Raw genomic sequence first — 15926 nt, 5'->3', positions numbered from 1 at the left:
GATGTCCATGGATCGAGCCGGGGAGGCCCGTGTGCGTACGGGCGACGCGTCCGCCCCGCTGCCCGCTGAGGGTGGCGGGGAGGCGGGCGCGCCTCTCGCCCTGATCCGGGGGACGCCGGTCTTGACGCTGCCGCAGGATCTCTACATCCCGCCCGATGCGCTGGAGGTCTTTCTCGAGACCTTCGAGGGGCCGCTCGACCTGCTGCTCTATCTGATCAAGCGTCAGAACCTCGACATCCTCGACATCCCCATCGCCGACATCACCGCGCAGTACATGGAGTATGTCGAGCTGATGAGCGAGCTGCGCCTCGAGCTCGCCGCCGAGTATCTGCTGATGGCCGCGATGCTCGCCGAGATCAAGTCGCGCATGCTGCTGCCGCGCCCGGCAGCTGCCGAGGACGAGGAGAGCGATCTCGACCCGCGCGCCGAACTGGTGCGCCGGTTGCTCGAGTACGAGCGCTTCAAGCGCGCCGCGCAGACGATCGACGCCCTGCCGCGACTCGAACGCGACCTCTTCCCGGTCGCCGCCGAGCTGCCGCCGACCGAGATCCGTCGGCTGCCGCCGCCGGTCGAGCTCGACGAGCTAATCGGCGCGCTGCGCGCGGTGCTGGCGCGGGCCGATCTCTATGTCAGTCACCGGGTCGAGCGCGAGTCGCTGTCGCTGCGCGAGCGCATGTCGATGGTGCTCGAGCGGCTCGGTGGCGGCGGTTTCCGGCGCTTCACCGAGCTGTTCGACCTCACCGAGGGCCGCGCCGGCGCGGTGGTGACCTTCCTTGCGGTGCTCGAGCTGGTCAAGAGCGCGACCCTGGAGCTGGTCCAGCCCGAACCCTTCGCCCCGATCCACGTCCGGCTGCGCGACAGCGGCGCCGACGAGAGCCAGGAACACGATGACGCCACAGCGGCTTAAACAGATCGTCGAGGCGGCGCTGTTCGCCGCCGACGCCCCGGTGAGCAGCGAGCGGCTGCTGCAGCTGTTCGAGGACCACGAGCGCCCCGCGCGCGGGGTGCTCGATCGCGTCCTGGTCGAGCTTGCCGAGGACTATGCCGAGCGCGGCATCGCCCTGGTCGAGGTCGCCAGCGGCTGGCGCGTGCAGGTGCGCGCCGAACTCGCCCCCTGGGTCGGGCGGCTGTGGGAGGAGCGTGCGCCGCGTTACTCGCGCGCGCTGCTCGAGACCCTGGCGCTGATCGTCTATCGTCAGCCGATCACCCGGGGCGAGATCGAGGAGATCCGCGGCGTCTCGGTCAGCACCAACATCATCCGCACCCTGCTCGAGCGCGAGTGGGTGCGGGTGGTGGGGCATCGCGACGTCCCCGGTCGGCCGGCGCTCTATGCCACCACCCGACGCTTTCTCGACTACTTCGGGCTGCGCTCGCTCAACGAGCTGCCGCCCTTGGCCGAGATCCGCGAACCGGAGCTATTGTTCAACGAGGAGTTGGCGCTCGAGGCGCCGCCCCAACCCCATTCCACGTCCCAGGAGACCGCGCGTGCGGTCCCGGAGCAACACAACGATGAAGAATGACCGACGCCCGGGTCCTCGGGTGCCACAGGAAGAGCCGGTGCGGCTGCAGAAGCTGCTCGCCGAGGCCGGTCTCGGCTCGCGCCGCGAGATCGAGGGCTGGATCACTGCCGGGCGGGTACGCGTCAACGGCGAGCTGGCCACGCTCGGCGATCGCGCCACCCGCGCCGACCGTATCCGCGTCGACGGGCGCGACGTGCGGCTGCAACGTCAGCGCGACATCGAGCGCCAGGTGATCGTCTACCACAAGCCCGAGGGCGAGGTGGTCACCCGTCGCGACCCCGAGGAGCGCGCCACGGTGTTTCGCCGGCTGCCACGTCCCAAGCAGGGGCGCTGGATCGCCGTCGGGCGGCTCGACATCAACACCTCCGGGCTGATCCTGTTCACCACCGATGGCGAGCTGGCCAACCGGCTGATGCACCCCTCGCGCGAGCTCGAGCGCGAGTACGCGACGCGTATCCTCGGCGAGCCGAGCCCGGAGACGCTGGCCCAGCTCACCCAGGGCATCGAGCTCGAGGACGGTCCGGCGCGCTTCGACCATATCGAGTCGCGCGGCGGCAGCGGCGCCAACCGCTGGTATCACGTGGTGTTGCACGAGGGGCGCAACCGCGAGGTGCGGCGGCTGTGGGAGGCGGCGGGGTTGACCGTCAGCCGGTTGATCCGGGTGCGCTACGGCAACATCGAACTCGGTCGGCGGCTGTTCCCGGGGAACTGGCGACCGCTCGACGAGCAGGAACTCAACGGTCTGCTGACCCTCGTCGGCATGGCGCCGTCGCGCCCGCCGCGCCGCGGTCCGGGTGGCGGACCACGGCGTCGGGGCTGAACGCGCCGCTCAGTAGTGCGGCGGTGGCGGCTCGTCGGAGGGTGCGCCGCCCGTCTGATCATCGCGCGCGCTGAGCGCGGAGCTGATCCAGGCGCGGACCTTGGCGAGTTCCTCGCGCAACGCGTCGATCTCGGTCTGCTGACGGGTGACCACCGCGTTGAGCTGCTTGAGGTCGTCTTCCTGGTAGGTCAGGCGCAGCTGCAGCTCGGTGATGGCCTCGTCCTGGGGTGTGATCTCGGTCATAGGTAGAGCAGGATGGTGAAGTAGTGACTGATGCTGCCGGCGAGCACGAACAGGTGCCAGATGCCGTGGCACCAGGGGAAGCGATCGTCGAGGACGTAGAAGATCACGCCCACGGTATAGAAGAGCCCCCCGGCGAGCAGCCACCAGAAACCGGCCGCCGGTAGCGCCGCGATCAGCGGGTCGAGCGCGAACACCACCAGCCAGCCCATCGCCAGATAGATCAGGATCGGCAGCACCCGTGCGCCCTTGCGCGGCAGCGATTCGAGGATCATGCCGATCACCGCCAGCCCCCAGACCGCGCTGAACAGCCACCAACCGACGCTGCCCTGCAGTGCGAGCAGGGTGAAGGGCGTATAGGTCCCCGCGATCAGCAGATAGATCGCATGATGATCGAGCATGCGGAAGATCTGCTTGGCGCGTCCGCGCAGGCTGTGGTAGAGGGTCGAGAACAGATAGAGCAGGAACAGCGTGACCCCATAGATGGTCAGGCTCGAGATCCGTACCGCGCCGCCCTCGGTGCTGGCGAGGGTGATCATCACGGTGACCCCGATCAGGGCGAGCACCGCGCCCACCAGATGTGTGATGCTGTTGAAGCGTTCTCCTGCGTACACGATTCACCCTTAACTGTGGCGCTGATGACCTCGCGAGATGCGTGGTCGTTGCGATGAGACATGGTTCGACACCACCCCCGCGGCCGCGCCTGGACGTGGAGTGTGACGGGCCGAGGAGGGAGTGGCTGAGTGCGACTGCATTATTACACAGCCGGCCGCGGATGCCAGACCGTGCGGGCAGCCGCCAGCGGTTAGCTACCAGCCGCCAGCCGCCAGCCGCCAGCCGCCAGCCGGGAGGGATTGAACCGCGAAGCCGCGAAGGACGCGAAGGGAAAGCTAACAGCGTCCAGCCGCCAGCCACCAGTGGGCGTTCTTCTTCCCGCCGTCGCCGCAGGACACCAGCCGCTGCCGCCATCATGGATGTCATTCCCCCCCCACTGGCGACTGGACGCGGAGAGGGCCCCAGCAGTGGCCAGCTCCCAGCTCCCAGCTCTCAGCTCCCAGTGGACGTTCTTCCTCCCGCCGTCGCCGCTGGACATCAACCGCGCCGCCATCATCGACGCCGACCCTCCCCACTGGTGGCTGTCGGCTGGTGGCTGGACGCTGAAAGCGCCCCAGCAGTGGCTAGTCCCCAGCCACCAGTGGGCGTTCTTCTTCCCGCCGTCGCCGCAGGACACCAGCCGCTGCCGCCATCATGGATGTCATTCCCCCCCCACTGGCGACTGGACGCGGAGAGGGCCCCAGCAGTGGCCAGCTCCCAGCTCCCAGTGGACGTTCTTCCTCCCGCCGTCGCCGCTGGACATCAACCGCGCCGCCATCATCGACGCCGACCCTCCCCACTGGTGGCTGTCGGCTGGTGGCTGGACGCTGAAAGAGCCCCAGCAGTGGCTAGTCCCCAGCCACCAGTGGGTGTTCTTCTTCCCGCCGTCGCTGCAGGACACCAGCCGCTGCCGCCATCATCCGCGCCAACCCTCCCCACTGGCGGCTGTCGGCTGGTGGCTGGTGGCTGGACGCTGAGCGCCACCAGCTTCCGTTGGGCGTTCTTCGACACCGCGCAACATCGAATCCCTTTGCGTCCTTCGTGCCTTCGCGGTTCAATCCCCCTGGTAGCTGGTAGCTGGTAGCTGGTAGCTGGTAGCTGGTAGCTGGTAGCTGGTAGCTGGTAGCTGGTAGCTGGTAGCTGGTAGCTGGTAGCTGGTAGCGGTAACGAGGTGGTCATGACCGAGTCATCGGATCAACAGGACGGCGAGGGCTGGCGCGCGCGCTGGCGGCGTGTGCGCGAGGTGCTGCTCGACCCCCGGGTCGACGAGGCGGCGCTCGAGCGCACCCTGGCCGCGGCGCGCGAGCGCCATCCACCGCCGGTGGTGTGGCTGGTGGGCAAGACCCAGTCGGGCAAGAGTTCGATCGTGCGCACGCTCACCGCGAGCAGCGCCGCCGAGGTCGGCGACGGCTTCCGTCCCTGCACCAGGACCGCGCGGCTCTACGACTTCCCCGCCGAGCTGCCGCTGGTGCGCTTCCTCGACACCCGCGGGCTCGGCGAGATCGACTACGACCCGGCCGAGGACATCCGCTTCTGCGAGTCGCAGTCGCATCTGCTGCTGGCGGTGATGAAGGTCGCCGATCCCGATCAGCAGGCGGTGCACGCGGTGTTGCGTGAGGTCCGTCGGCGCCACCCCGAGTGGCCGGTGGTGGTCGCCCAGACCGGGTTGCACGAACTCTATGCGCGGGTCACCGATCCGCACCCGACACCCTATCGGTTCGACCACGACCCCTGGCCGATGGACCTGCCGAACGATCTGGTCCGGGCGCTGCGCGCCCAGCGCGACGCGCTCGGCGAGCTGCCGGGGACGGCCGAGGTGCGTTGGGTGGCGATCGATCTGACCCTGCCGGAGGACGGCTTCGCGCCACCGGACTACGGTATCGAGGCGCTGTGGTCGGCACTCGACGGGGTCTCCAGCCTGCGTCTGACCGAGCTGCTGCGGGCCGATCCCGAGGTGCGCGACCTGTTCGCGCGCAGCGCCCATCCGCACATCGTCGGCTATGCCCTGACCGCGGCCGGGGTCGGTGCGTTGCCGGCGGTCGATCTGGTCGGGGTGCCGGCGATCCAGGCCAAGCTGTTGCAGAGCCTCGCTGCGCTCTACGGCCAGCCCTGGTCGCGGCGCGAGATCAGCGAATTCCTCGGCCTGCTCGGCATCGGCGTGGGCGCGGCCTATGCCACCCATGCCGCCGGGCGCGCCCTGGTCAAGCTGGTGCCCGGGCTCGGCCAGACGCTCGGCGCGCTGTGGGGGGCGAGCGCGAGCGGCGCCACCACCTATGCCCTGGGCAAGGCCGCCGGGGCCTATTTCAACGATCGTCGTCACGGCGTCGAGACCCAGGCGCGGGCGCTGCGCGCGCGCTTCGCCGCCGAGCTCGAGCGCGGACGGGCGCTGGTCGGCCGGGGACGACGATGAATCCGCTGTTGCGCTGGGTGGGGCGCTGGCGCGCGTTGGCGCTGGCGTTCTGGGCGCTGCCGCCGCTGGCGTTGCTGCTCGCCGGTGGCTGGTGGCTCTATCAGCAGGGCATGGTGTTCTACTGGCTCCTCGGCGGGGCGTTCTGCGTGCTGCTCGGGCACGGGCTGATGCTGCTCGCGGCGCGGCGCGAGCGCGCCTGTCTGGACGCGGCCCACACCGGGCCCGACCCCGACTGGACCCCGGGCGGAGTCGACGCCTGGGCGGTGGTCGAGCAGCAGCTCGCCGAGCTGCGCCCGGAGGACTGGCCGCTGGGCGAGGGCATGCGTCTGGGGCTGCTCGGCCAGCAGACCCTGGAGCGGGTCGCCCGTCACTTCCATCCCGAGGTCGAGCAGCCGCTGCTCGAGCTGACCCTGCCGCATGCCCTGTTGGTGATCGAGCGCGCCAGCCACGACCTGCGTCTCAGCGTGACCGAGCAGATCCCCTTCAGCCACACCCTCACCCTCGGCATGCTGGCGCGGCTCTATCGCTGGAAGGGCTTCGCCGAGCGTCTCTACGGGCTCTATCGCGCCGGGCGCTGGGTGGCCAGTCCGACCAGCGCGTTGCTCGCCGAGGCGCTGTCGCGGCTACGCAGCCGCGGCTATGCGCTGGCGCGCGACGAGCTCTATGCCTGGGTGCTGCGCGAGTACGTGCGCAAGGTCGGCTATTACGCCATCGCCCTCTACAGCGGTCGGCTCTCGCTCGACGAGACGCCGGGTGCGGCGCCGCCGCGCCTCGATGAATCGGCGCGCGACCTCGACCGGTCCGAGCGCGAGTCCGAGGCCGACGAGCCGCTGCGCATCCTGGTGCTCGGGCGCGCCAACGCCGGCAAGTCGAGCCTGATCAATGCGCTCTTCGGCAGCCTGCGTCTGGCCACCGACGCCTTGCCCGGCACCACCCGGGAGCCGACCCCGCTGCGTCTCGAACGCGACGGTCTGGCGCTGGGGTTGGTGCTCGACACCCCGGGGCTGGAGCAGCTCGACGACGCGGCGCTGCACGCCGCGGCCGACACCGCCGACATGCTGCTGTGGGTGAGCCCGGCGCACCGCCCCGATCGCGCCACCGAACGCGCTCGACTCGATGCCCTGCGCGCCCATCTCGCCGCGCGTCCCGAGCGTCCGGCGCCGCCGCTGCTGCTGGTGCTCTCGCACATCGATCGGTTGCGCCCGGTGCGCGAGTGGGCGCCGCCTTATGATCTCAACAGCGCCGCTCGTCCCAAGGCGGCCAACATCCGCGCCGCGCTCGAGCACGCGAGCACCGATCTTGCCGTGCCGCTGCCCGATGCCGTCCCGGTGGCGCTGCTGCCCGAGACGGCCTACAACGTCGATGACGCACTGTGGTCGGCCCTGCTCGGGCGGCTCGATCGCGCCAGCCGCGCGCGGCTGCTGCGGGTGCGCGGCGCGCGCCAGGGCGGGGAGGATTGGCGCCTGCTGCGCCGCCAGCTCGCCAACGCCGGGCGCATCCTGTTGCGCTGGCCGGGTGGCGGGCGCGACTGAGCCGGCCTCAGCCCGGCGGCAGCAGGATCTCCACCCGTTCGGCCCCGGCTCGCCCGGCGAAGAACTCAATGTCCTCGGCGATGGCACGCCAGCACCCCGGCTCGATCCGCGCGAGCGGGCCGGTGGCGGTGGCGCGGTAGTGCAACCGCCCGTCGCGCAGCGTGATGTCGATGCCGAGCTGCACCGCGGCGGCGGGGGCCCTCGCCGGTCTGAGCGCGAGTCTGAGCGCGCAGGCATTGGTCGCCAGCCGTGGCGCCAGGGTCTCGACCTGTGCCAGGCGGCAGCCGGGCTCGGCGCTGCGCAGGCGTAGCGCGTGGGCGAGTTCGCGCTCGCAGAAACGCTGCATCGCCCGCTCGATCCCGTGCACCCGACGCTGGGCCTCGTGTACCCGCCAGGGTGCCGCGCGCTCGTCGCGGAGTTGCTCGCGCAGCACCCGACGCAGCCGGTCGAAGGCCTTGGGCTGGGTGCCGCTGTGGATCCCCCGACGCAGCATCGCGCGCATGTTCTCGCCGTGCTCGCCGATCACCGCCGGCTCGATCCCCGGGCGCAGGGCCGGCCCCGAGCGCGGGTGGTTGGCGGCATAGATCTTCCAGTTCTCCTTCAGCTCCCAGACCAGGAAGCCGGCCAGCCCCGGCAGCAGCAGCACGGTGAGGGTGGCGAAGGGGTAGGCGATGAGCTTCGGCAGTACCGACTCGGTGAGCGCCACCAGCACCCCGGTGATCGCCGGCAGGAAGGGTAGCAGCAGCTTGTGGGCGATGGTGACCAGCGGGAAGTGCTTGATCGGGTTGACCTGAGGCTCGACCAGCACGGTGACGTAGAACTGGATCAGTGACTGCATCAGGTTCCACAGCGGCGCCAGCAGCGACTTGAGCAGCAGCTCGGGCAGCGACTCGGCGAGATGGTGGCTGAGCAGTTCCTCGATGCGATGCAGCCCCTGCTGGAAGCGCCGGGTGAACTCCTTGAAGAAGTCGAGCAGGGCCTTGACCAGCCCGATCACCAGGGTCTGGTTGACGCGGCGCAGAAAGCCGCCGAGCGCGCTCACCGTCTGATCGACCAGCCGCCGCCCGAGCGGGGTGTTGTTGATCAGGATGCCGAGGGTGAAGGCCAGCCCGAACAAGGGTGCGCCGGGCTCGATGGCGAGCCCCTCGACCAGGCCGGCCAGCCCGATCAGCGGCAGCAGCGCCAGGGTGCCGGTGAGCAGCGGGCGCAGCAGGTTGTGGTCGAGCGCGCGGATGGCGCGGGTGGCGAGCAGGTTGGCCATCGGGCGCCAGCGCAGCAGCCGTCGCACCCCGTCGAACAGCAACAGTCGCAGCAGGGTGCCGAGCCCCTGCCAGAGGGCGATGAAGAACCGCCGGCCAATGCGGGTGTAGACGCCGAGGTTGACCATCAGTGCCACCAGGGCGACCAGCCACAGCGGTGCCAGCTCGGGGTGGCTCTCGGGCGGGACGAGCAGGCCGACGAGCAGGTCGAGGGTCTTGAGACCGAGGAAGGCCAGCCCGAAGGGCAGCAGCAGGTGGCGCATCGCCAGGCGTCCGCCGGGGGTGCCGAAGAGCGGCGCACTGAGCTGTTGCAGGCCCTTGATATAGAGTTCGCCGGGCTTGTAGAGGCCGGGCAGGGCGCGGGCGGCGGCGCGGTCGAAGCGCGCCAGACGATCGCCGCCGAGCAACTCGCGAGGACCGGGGTCGGGCAGGCGCAGGGTGTTGCGCGCGACGATGTCGCGCACATCGGTGAAACGCAGGTGGCGGCGGTGCTCGATGACATCGAGCAGCTCGCAGAGGAGCTTGTGCGCGGCGACCCGCTGACGGTGGTCGTCGGGGGTGAAGCCGGCCTCGTCGAGGATCCGCACGAGATGGGGGCGCAACTGGGTCTGCAATCGCTCGCTGTGACGCGCCGAGAGGGTGCGCAGCGGCGCGGCGCAGCGCTCGACCTCGGCCACCGTCCAGCCGATGCCGTCGAGTCTCGCCAGCCCGGTGTCGAGCGCGTGCAACGCCTTCAGCGTCGACTGGAAGGGGAGGATCTGGCGCAAGGGCTGGCGTCCGCCGCTCAATATCCAGCGCAAGGGCCGCAGTCGATAGTAGGTGGCGCGGCCCTCGTGCAGCACCTGCTCGAGCATCCGCAGCTGTGCCCGGGCGGCGCGGCAGCTGGCACCGTGGCGGTCCTCCTCGATCAGCCGGGCGATCAGCGCGCGCAGCGCCTGGGCCTCGCCCGGCGGCAGCTTCCAGCGCACCGCGATGAGGTCACCGAGTGCCTGGCGGGCGCGATCGATGCGGCGCGCGATGATCCGGGCGATCTGCTCGGCATCGGGCGCGCAGGGCTGGCCCATGCGCTGGAACAGCCGCTCGGCGTTGACCAGTTGCCACAGGGTCAGCGCATAGCGGTCGTTGAGTTCGGCGCGCTGGGCCATGCGGATGGCATGACGGAACAGCATCAGGTAGGGCGCCATCAGCACCGCCGGCAGCCCGCGGGTGCGCCGCTCGAGACGCAGCCCGAGGGCGAGCAGCGCGGCGAGCAGTGGACCCAGGGCGTTGAGCAGCCAGTCGCGCAGGCGCTGGTTCCAGCGCTGTCGGGGCAGCTGCGAGCCCTGATGGAGCGCGGCCAGGCAGGCCGAGTGCAAGGTGGCGGTGCGCGCGGGCGGCGCGCTGGCCGGTGTCGCCGGGGTCCGCGGCGCGGGCGGTGGCAGCGGGGCGCATACCCTCAGCCCCGGGTCGCCGGTGCCATAGGGCAGGGCGGTGGGCAGTGGCAGTTGGCGCGGCGCCTCGCCACAGGCGCGATCGGGGCGGGTGCGCGCGAGCAGCGCCGTGAGCCGGTCGCCGTCGGGGTCGAGATCGAGGGTCGCGAGCCAGGCATCGAGCGCCGCCCAGTCGGCGATCGCCGGGAACAGGAAGCCGCGCGTCCCCGGGGCGAAGCGGTGGAGCCGGACGAGCAGGGCGACGAAGGCGCGGCAGACGAGCGGGTCGGCGACGCCCTGGGGGATCAGCCCGTCGCGCCCCAGCACCTCGCGGATCTCGGCGAAGGCGCCGGCGCCGATCAGCTCGATGAGCGTGGCGGTGGCGCGGGTCGGCACCTGCTCGCCGGCGAGCTGCCAGGCGCGCGCCACCTCGGCCTCGAAGCGCCGGCCCCAGTAGTCGCGCAGCAGCCGCACGAACCCGGCACGGTCGAATCGCTGCTCGGGCGGGATCGGCAGCAGGATCACCTCGGCGGGCAGGTCGAGGCCCTCGATCACCGCCAGCGCCTCGGGGTTCTCGGTCTCGAGCCCGTGGAGGAAGTCGGCGCAGGGCATCAGCGCATAGATCGGCTCGGGGATGGAGCCCTCATAGCCGTCTGGACCGAGCTGCTTGGCCACCAGCCGCTCGATGGCGCGGGGGTGGAAGAGGAACACGCCTTCGGTGGGGCGGAGGACGCGGGAGCGGAAGGCGCGGGCGGTGCCGTCGTCGTCGGTGGGTTGCGACACGGTTGAGGTCATGCGCTCGGGGTGGAATGTTGACGGGAACGGCGCCGGATTCGACCGGCCGCCGTTCCGATGGTTCGCGCCGGGACGCCGATCAGCCTCGCACCGGTCCCTGGAGGATGCCCTGTTCGCCCTCGCTCTTGGCGATCAGCACCGCGCCGCAGGAGTCGCCGAAGACGTTCACCGAGGTGCGCATCATGTCGAGGATGCGGTCGACGGCGAGGATTAGACCGATGCCCTCGAGCGGCAGGCCGACGGCGGCGAGGATGATCGAGATCGCCACCAGGCTCGCCGCCGGGATCCCCGCCACCCCGATCGAGGTGGTCAGCGCCAGCAGCACCACGGTGATCTGGGTGGCGAGCCCGAGCTCGATACCGTAGGCCTGGGCGATGAACATGACCGCCACGCACTCGTAGAGCGCGGTGCCGTCCATGTTGACGGTGGCGCCGAGCGGCAGCACGAAGCTGGTGGTGCGGTTGGACACCCCGGCGTTCTTCTCCAGCGATTCCATGGTCAGCGGCAGGGTGGCCGAGGAAGAGGCGGTGGAGAAGGCGGTGAGCAGCGCGGCGCTCATCGCCTGATAGTGACGCAACGGGTTGAAGCCGGCGAGCAGCAGCAACAGCGGCAGGGTGATGAAGAAGTGGATGCCGAGCGCGGCGACCACGGTGAGGAAGAACAGCGCCAGCGGGCCGAAGACCTCGATCCCCGAGTCGGCGACGGTCTTGGCCACCAGGGCGAAGACCCCGAGCGGGGCGAAGCGCATGATGAGGTCGGTGATCCGCATCATGATCGCGAACATGCCGCTCCAGAAGTCGGATTGGACCTTGGCGTGATCGCCTTCGATGCGGGTGAGATAGTAGCCGTAGAGCAGGCTGAAGAAGATCAGCCCGAGCATCTGGCCGGCACTGGCGGCGGCGACCACGTTGGTCGGGATCATGCGCAGGAAGACCTCGACGATGTCGCCGGCGTCCTTGTCGGCGAACTGCGCCTCGAACCCGGCGCGCTCGGCGCTCAAGCCGAAGACCTCCTGGGCCGAGCCCTCGACCACCCCGGGTTGCAGCAGGTTGACCACGAACAACCCGGCAAGCACCGCCAGCAGGGTGGTGAGCACGTAGTAGCCGATGGTCTTGGCTCCCAGACGCCCGAGATTGCGCGAGCCGCCGATGCCCGAGACGCCGACGATGATGGAGGAGACCACCAGGGGTACAATCAGCATCTTCAGGGCATTTAGGAACAATTGCCCGATGAAGTCGAAGATCGAATAGACGCTGACCCCGAGCAGGGTGGCCTCGCGACCGGCCAGCAGGCCGGCCGCGATGGCCAGGACGAGGGCGATGAGGATCTGCCAGTGGAGCTTGAGTTTGAAAAAGGCCATCGATGCCTCCGGCGTCGATCGGGTTGCCTGCCGGTGCGTCACCTGCGGGGCACCGCATCCCGATCGCTGTTCTAGTGATTAGGTCCTTGATCAGGCGTTGTTTTTCTTGCGTTTCGGGCGGTCGCGCGCGAGCGGTCCCGAGGGGACGGGTGGGTCGTTTCGCAGTCCCCGTGCGGTGGCGCGTCGATCATCGTCCCAACAATCGATCGCGCACTGACGGTGCGAGTCGCGGTATGTTCGGGGGTTGGACGCCCGAGTCCGCGGCGGAGCCGCTCCCTGGAGCGCGCCCAGCGAGCGGGCACGCGGCGGCGAGCGTCCGATTGATTCCGTCTCGGGAATCGATCAGCATCCCGGTGATGGCCAGTGGATCGCCGTTGGCCGCCACCGGGGGAGATCGTCTGCGTGCGGGATCATAGCATGGCTTCGTCAATGGTCCCGGCCGTGGCGGTGCCGTATGGAAACATCAGGCCGCGGGATGGATATGTCATCCGCGGCGTTCACACTGGAGCGATGACTGTCGACCATGCACTACCGAGTCTTTTATCTGTTCGAACGGGCGGGTGAGGCCGTCTCCTCGGCCAGCGCGGTGGAGATGAGCGCGCGGGCGATTCGCGAGCAGCTGCTACCGCGACTGCAGAGTGAGGACGACTATCTGGGGATCATCGATACCGACGAGAACGTGCTGCAGATCCTCTTCGAGCCCGCCGCATCGCGTTACTGGGTCGAGCTGCCGATCGATGCCGCCAAGGCCTCCTACGGCCGCCACATGGCGCTCGAGGAGCTCGAGGAGCTGATGCAGTGCCTGCCGCAGGTCTTCGACCGCGCGGCCATTCCGGGGCTCGAGTACCGCCCCTGGTGAGCTGGGTTCATCATCCGGCGCGACATCGCCCGCCATACGCGGCGGGCGATGTCGCGCCCATGGTGGGACCGCGCTTGCCGCCCCTGTCCGGTGGTCGCTAAGATAGCCCGGACTGAGGCCGTCACCCCTGCTCGACAAGGACGATGCGCCGGTAGAGCATAAAGGATGACGGCGGCGTGCACTCGGTCTGCCCGTGACCGCCGCGATCTGCTCGATGTACATCCGGCAGGCATGTGGTATTGCGCTGTGTCGTACCCCCTCGCCCATATCGGTCGCGTCCCCTCCAGACTCCCCCAGTCAGGTCCAGGCACTGCCGTCACCCCCATGCGCGGGTGCTCTGTGTATGGCGTTGAGACCATGCGCGGCATTGCTGCGTACTTGTGGACCTCCGTGCCATCGATCAGATGGCATCCGCTGTCCGGTATGGCGGCGTGGTGCGCTGTTGCCCCGTGACCACCCGTCTTCGAGAGTCTCCATCCCCTTCCTAGGTCCCTGTGATGTTCCGATCCCTCTCGCTGAAGAAACGTCTACTCCTGATCATCGCCCTGTCCGGCACCCTGTTCCTGGTCATCGGCTTCGGCTCGCTGCAGTGGGTCAAGCAGCGCTTGACCGACGGCGTGGTGGCCGAGCGTGCCGAAACCCTGCGGCTGGTGCTCGACGAGCGGTTGCGCGCCAAGCAGGATTTCGGGGTGGGGGCGGTGTTCGCCCTGGCCCAGGATCCTCGGGTTGCCGCCATCCTGAGCGATCCGTCGCTGGGTACAGACGGGCTCGCGCGGATCTCGGCGCTCTATCGCGCCGAGACCAAGTATCACAACCTGCGTTTCAACCTGCGTGATCCCCAGGGGCGGGTGCTGGCGCGCAGCTGGACCCCGAAGGGTACGGACGCGCCGGCGGCGGTGCGCCCGCTCGCCGATCGCAAGCCGTGGGCCGGGCTCGAGGTCGGTGAGCTCGGCGTCAACATCCATGCCTTCGCACCGGTATTCGACGACGAGCGCTATCTGGGCAGTCTGGAGATGATCCAGGGTGTTGGCAGCGTCAGCCGCAACTTCCAGGCCGATGCGCTGCAGTATGTCCTGCTGATCGATGCCGATCGTGCCCGCGCCTTGCCCGCGCTGCGCAGCAATACCGCGGTGGGCGACTGGGTGCTGGCCAACGATCGCTGGTTCAATGCCGAGGCACTGGGCTTTGCGCGCAGCCTGATCGATGCCGATGGCCTCCTGCCGCATCAGTCCGAATGGGTCACCCCTGACTGGTTCGTGGTCGCCACGCCGGTGCTCGATGCCAGCGGCACCCGTATCGGGGTGCACCTGATCGGCGAGCCGCGGGCCCGGCTCGAACAGCGGGTGGCGAGCACCACCCTCTTGGCCTGGTTGCTCAACGGTATGCTGCTGGTGCTGCTGCTGGGGTTGGCCGGGGCCATCACCTGGGCGGTGCAGCGCTATGTCGCGCGTCCGATCAAGGGCGCCGTCGATCAGCTCGCGCTGATGGAGGCAGACCTGACTTTGCGTCTCGACATCACCAGCGATGACGAGATCGGCACCCTGTTCGGCGCCCTCAACCGCCACACCGAGACACTGCACCGGATCATTCAGGAGGTGGCAGGGACCGCCACCGAGCTCGACGAATCGGCGCAGCAGTTGCTCGCCGCCGGTGACCAGACCATTGCGCTGGCGCGCGAGCAGCAGCAGGAGACCGATCATGTCGCCTCGGCGAGCACCGAGATGGCCGCCTCGGCGCGTTCGGTCTCGCAGCATGCCGATGATACCCGCGCCGCGGCCGAGGCCGCCGAGCGCCACACCGCCGAGGGCGGCGAGGAGGTGCGCCGCACCACCGCCGCGATCGACCAACTGGCCACGCAGATGCATGAGATGCAGCCGGTGGTCGAACGTCTCGAGCGCGGTAGCGCCGGGATCGGCCAGGTGATCGAGGCGATCGCGGCGATCGCCGAGCAGACCAATCTGCTCGCGCTCAACGCCGCGATCGAGGCGGCGCGTGCCGGCGAGGCCGGGCGCGGTTTTGCGGTGGTCGCCGACGAGGTGCGCAATCTCTCCAACCGCACCCAGGAGTCGACCCGCGAGATCGCGGCCATCGTCGAGGAGCTGCAGCGTGCCGCCCACCAGGTCGCCGAGGCGATCCAGCACAGCAATGGCCAGGCCCAGGACTGCGCCACTCTGGCCGGCCGGGCAGGCGCGGCGCTCGAGGAGATCCGCTCCGGTGTCGGTGGGGTCAACGAAATGGGGCTGCAGATCGCCGCAGCCACGCGTGAGCAGCGCGAGGTGACCGAGAGCATCAGCGCGAGCATGGCGCGGATCCACCAACTCGCCGAGGAGAGCACCCAGGCGATGGAGCACGGTCAGCAGGTCAACGCCACCCTGGTCGAGCGCGCTCAGCGCCTGGAGGCGCTGGTCAAGCGCTTCAGTCTGTAGTCACCCGTCCCGGCTCAGGGCGCGGCGGCCCCGTCCGGGGTCTCGCGCACCAGCCGGATCGCGCCTTCCTGCTCCTTGCTCATGCGATAACGGCTGCCGGCGAAGAAGCTCACCGCCCAGGCGCGGTCGAGCCCGCCGGTGTCCCCCGAGCTGGTCCAGAAGATGATTCCCGGGGTGTTGGGGAAGACCTGCGGGTTGACCGCCGGTCCGGGGTGACAGCGCTCGACGATGGTGGTGAGCTCATCGGCGCGCGGCAGGCGCCAGCCGTCGTCGCGTCGGGCGGCCAGCGCCTCGGCCGCGCGCCACGACCAGCTGCCGGGCCGACCGACGCAGTCGCGCCCGTCCCAGCGCTGGCCGAGCGCGCAGCGCTGCCAGTCGAGCCCGGTGGGCTGATGGCGTACCGCCTGGCCGTCCTCGATCGGGGTGAAATCGGCCGATGGCGTGGTCTGCGCCCGGTTGGGCAGGCAGATCCCGGCGGCGTCGGGGATCTCGGCGGGTTGCGGCGGTTGGGCCTGGAGTGGCGAGGTCAGGGCCAGGGTCGTGACGAGAGGGAGGAGCCGGGTACTGTGGGTCATGGTTCGAGAGGGTACGGCTGAACGGTGGTCTTGCGTCCGTGATGACTATACTATTGAGGCGCGAATGTGGATGCGGTCATTCGTCGCCGGACACGGGAACGACCTGAGTCGAGTCGCCGTGTTCGAT

At 69.7% G+C, this 15926-nt stretch carries 13 protein-coding genes; 8 read left to right on the top strand and 5 right to left on the bottom strand.

Annotated elements, in window-relative coordinates; genetic code table 11:
- Positions 1-7: 7 nt before the first annotated feature.
- The 3 genes from EBL84_RS12130 to rluB are packed head-to-tail and all read left to right on the top strand — an operon-like array spanning position 8 to position 2340.
- Positions 8-907 carry a ScpA family protein gene (locus EBL84_RS12130; protein WP_123141060.1) on the top strand — a complete coding sequence of 300 codons (900 nt, stop codon included), beginning with the start codon at positions 8-10 and terminating at the stop codon, positions 905-907.
- Positions 888-1520 (top strand): SMC-Scp complex subunit ScpB, encoded by a 633-nt coding sequence (scpB, locus tag EBL84_RS12125; RefSeq protein WP_123141059.1) that lies wholly within the window; start codon positions 888-890, stop codon positions 1518-1520. The genes EBL84_RS12130 and scpB overlap by 20 nt, the downstream gene beginning before the upstream one ends.
- Positions 1510-2340 (top strand): 23S rRNA pseudouridine(2605) synthase RluB, encoded by an 831-nt coding sequence (rluB, locus tag EBL84_RS12120; protein ID WP_123141058.1) that lies wholly within the window; start codon positions 1510-1512, stop codon positions 2338-2340. The genes scpB and rluB overlap by 11 nt, the downstream gene beginning before the upstream one ends.
- Before the next feature lie 9 nt (positions 2341-2349).
- On the opposite strand, the gene EBL84_RS12115 is transcribed toward rluB, so the two are convergent.
- Together EBL84_RS12115 and EBL84_RS12110 are read right to left on the bottom strand one after the other, a co-directional pair.
- A complete protein-coding gene (locus EBL84_RS12115; protein ID WP_123141057.1) occupies positions 2350-2583 on the bottom strand; it encodes a SlyX family protein in 234 nt (77 codons plus the stop codon).
- A complete protein-coding gene (locus EBL84_RS12110) occupies positions 2580-3194 on the bottom strand; it encodes a hemolysin III family protein (RefSeq protein WP_123141056.1) in 615 nt (204 codons plus the stop codon). Before EBL84_RS12110 ends, EBL84_RS12115 begins: the two co-directional genes overlap by 4 nt.
- Before the next feature lie 240 nt (positions 3195-3434).
- Here EBL84_RS12110 and EBL84_RS12105 point away from each other — a divergent pair, with 240 nt between their 5' ends.
- The 3 genes from EBL84_RS12105 (at position 3435) to EBL84_RS12090 (ending at position 7116) form a co-directional block, all read left to right on the top strand.
- Positions 3435-4151, top strand: coding sequence for a hypothetical protein (locus tag EBL84_RS12105; RefSeq protein WP_148040297.1), 717 nt, complete (start codon positions 3435-3437; stop codon positions 4149-4151).
- A gap of 200 nt (positions 4152-4351) precedes the next feature.
- Entirely contained in the window at positions 4352-5584 is a 1233-nt protein-coding gene (locus EBL84_RS12095; RefSeq protein ID WP_123141054.1) for a YcjF family protein, read from the top strand.
- Positions 5581-7116 carry a GTPase family protein gene (locus tag EBL84_RS12090; protein WP_123141053.1) on the top strand — a complete coding sequence of 512 codons (1536 nt, stop codon included), beginning with the start codon at positions 5581-5583 and terminating at the stop codon, positions 7114-7116. Before EBL84_RS12095 ends, EBL84_RS12090 begins: the two co-directional genes overlap by 4 nt.
- 7 nt (positions 7117-7123) lie before the next feature.
- On the opposite strand, the gene EBL84_RS12085 is transcribed toward EBL84_RS12090, so the two are convergent.
- On the bottom strand, positions 7124-10567 hold the full coding sequence (locus EBL84_RS12085; RefSeq protein ID WP_223807009.1) for a sulfite exporter TauE/SafE family protein: 3444 nt from the start codon (positions 10565-10567) through the stop codon (positions 7124-7126).
- Positions 10568-10658: 91 nt separating this feature from the next.
- Entirely contained in the window at positions 10659-11939 is a 1281-nt protein-coding gene (locus EBL84_RS12080; RefSeq protein WP_123141051.1) for a dicarboxylate/amino acid:cation symporter, read from the bottom strand.
- A gap of 523 nt (positions 11940-12462) precedes the next feature.
- Between EBL84_RS12080 and EBL84_RS12075 the strand changes: the two genes are divergently transcribed.
- Both EBL84_RS12075 and EBL84_RS12070 read left to right on the top strand, forming a co-directional pair.
- Complete coding sequence (locus tag EBL84_RS12075) at positions 12463-12798, top strand: hypothetical protein (RefSeq protein ID WP_062274840.1); 336 nt, start codon at positions 12463-12465, stop codon at positions 12796-12798.
- Positions 12799-13295: 497 nt separating this feature from the next.
- Positions 13296-15224, top strand: a complete 1929-nt coding sequence (locus EBL84_RS12070) for a methyl-accepting chemotaxis protein (RefSeq protein ID WP_123141050.1) — start codon at positions 13296-13298, stop codon at positions 15222-15224.
- Positions 15225-15238: 14 nt separating this feature from the next.
- On the opposite strand, the gene EBL84_RS12065 is transcribed toward EBL84_RS12070, so the two are convergent.
- Positions 15239-15799, bottom strand: a complete 561-nt coding sequence (locus EBL84_RS12065) for a DUF1566 domain-containing protein (RefSeq protein WP_123141049.1) — start codon at positions 15797-15799, stop codon at positions 15239-15241.
- Between the last annotated feature and the right edge of the window lie 127 nt (positions 15800-15926).

Origin of the sequence: Marichromatium sp. AB31, assembly GCF_003718685.1 — a bacterium.
Taxonomy (GTDB): domain Bacteria; phylum Pseudomonadota; class Gammaproteobacteria; order Chromatiales; family Chromatiaceae; genus Marichromatium; species Marichromatium gracile.
Note: the sequence above shows the minus strand (reverse complement) of the source record. Positions and strands in the feature narration are given on the sequence as shown.

Coding starts and splice junctions, on each gene's coding strand:
- EBL84_RS12130 (WP_123141060.1), top strand. CDS start 8: ATGGATCGAGCCGGGGAGGCCCGTGTGCGTACGGGCGACGCGTCCGCC.
- scpB (WP_123141059.1), top strand. CDS start 888: ATGACGCCACAGCGGCTTAAACAGATCGTCGAGGCGGCGCTGTTCGCC.
- rluB (WP_123141058.1), top strand. CDS start 1,510: ATGAAGAATGACCGACGCCCGGGTCCTCGGGTGCCACAGGAAGAGCCG.
- EBL84_RS12115 (WP_123141057.1), bottom strand. CDS start 2,583: ATGACCGAGATCACACCCCAGGACGAGGCCATCACCGAGCTGCAGCTG.
- EBL84_RS12095 (WP_123141054.1), top strand. CDS start 4,352: ATGACCGAGTCATCGGATCAACAGGACGGCGAGGGCTGGCGCGCGCGC.
- EBL84_RS12090 (WP_123141053.1), top strand. CDS start 5,581: ATGAATCCGCTGTTGCGCTGGGTGGGGCGCTGGCGCGCGTTGGCGCTG.
- EBL84_RS12080 (WP_123141051.1), bottom strand. CDS start 11,939: ATGGCCTTTTTCAAACTCAAGCTCCACTGGCAGATCCTCATCGCCCTC.
- EBL84_RS12075 (WP_062274840.1), top strand. CDS start 12,463: ATGCACTACCGAGTCTTTTATCTGTTCGAACGGGCGGGTGAGGCCGTC.
- EBL84_RS12070 (WP_123141050.1), top strand. CDS start 13,296: ATGTTCCGATCCCTCTCGCTGAAGAAACGTCTACTCCTGATCATCGCC.
- EBL84_RS12065 (WP_123141049.1), bottom strand. CDS start 15,799: ATGACCCACAGTACCCGGCTCCTCCCTCTCGTCACGACCCTGGCCCTG.